This is a genomic window from Bradyrhizobium sp. Arg237L, assembly GCF_029990105.1.
Lineage (GTDB): Bacteria > Pseudomonadota > Alphaproteobacteria > Rhizobiales > Xanthobacteraceae > Bradyrhizobium.
The window spans coordinates 1-1058 of record NZ_JAQMIL010000185.1; the positions used below are offsets into that span (position 1 = coordinate 1).

The following is a 1058-nucleotide window of genomic DNA, read 5'->3' on the forward strand; positions in this document are numbered from 1 at the left end:
CCACTTCTTGGCCGCGACCTCCTGCAGCACCAGGCGGTTGGCGAGCATCAACCGCACCGCCTGGCTGAGCAAGTTCGGATCCTGCCCGACCGCGGCGCGCTCGCGCGGCCCGAGCGAGGCGACATAGGCCCGGATCTGGTCGGCCGAGATGTTGGTGGTGCCGACCCGGGCGATCACATCGTCACCGGCGCCGGACTTGGCCGGTGCCGCGCCCTGCGTCGTCGCCGCCTGCTGCGGGGCCGCCGCTGCGGGGGCCACGGGCTTCGGCTTGGCGACGGCCTGCGCGGGCCGCTGCGGCGCCGGCGGCGGAGCGGTCTGGGCGGCGGCGGCCAGCGGCAGGCCGGCGAGCGCCGTCGCCAGGAGCGAGACGCGCAGGGAGCGGATCGGGAGTGCGCCGCGGAGAGGAGAACGTGTCATGGTACTGCCTTCTGGTCGAGGATCTTGTCGCCGCTGTCCTGGATGTTGTTCTGGATTTCCACCCGACGCAGCCCCAGCATCGGCTCATGCGCGACGATCGTGTCCCCGATCGTGACGCTCTTGTACTGCTTCAGCAGCTCGCGGCCGGCCTTCAGCATCTGGTCGTTCTTGGCGACGCAGCCTTTGGTCGAGGCCTTGTAGGCGCTGGCCTCGCCCTCGAACTTGGCCCGTGCGGCGTCCTTGTCGCGGGCGACGTTGGCCGCCTCTTCATAGGCCGACTTCCATTTCTCCAGCGTCTCGTCGCGCTCGGCGAGGCGCTTGTTGAACTCGTCGACGGCCTCGCGATGCTGCTTCTCGGTCTCGCGGACCTGCTTCTTGGCGGCGTCGACCTGGGCTTTGGCCGCGGCCTTGTCCCGCTCGGCGTCCGCCAGCTTGGCCTGCAGCGCCGTCCGCTGGTCCTCCAGTTGCCGGGTCTGCAGGGTGGCGCTGCGCAGGGCTTCGCGCAGCCGATCGGTCTCGGCATCGGCGTGGGCGAACTCGACGTGCGAACACACCGCGACGGCCGCCGTCAGGAAGGTGAGGATGCGTATCTTCATGATCAGAACTTTGCGTTGAGATCGACCAGCAGGACGTCGACGGCA

The 1058-nt window shown here is 69.7% G+C and carries 1 protein-coding gene and 1 pseudogene; both read right to left on the bottom strand.

Translation table 11 applies throughout. From position 1 onward, the window contains the following. Positions 1 to 417: pseudogene (locus tag OZ411_RS42875) on the bottom strand (peptidylprolyl isomerase); the annotation flags it as partial. After that, the gene (locus OZ411_RS42880) at positions 414 to 1013 is read right to left on the bottom strand and encodes a hypothetical protein (protein WP_282532789.1); all 600 of its coding nucleotides are present in this window, start codon (positions 1011 to 1013) and stop codon (positions 414 to 416) included. The pseudogene OZ411_RS42875 and the gene OZ411_RS42880, both read right to left, overlap by 4 nt. Between the last annotated feature and the right edge of the window lie 45 nt (positions 1014 to 1058).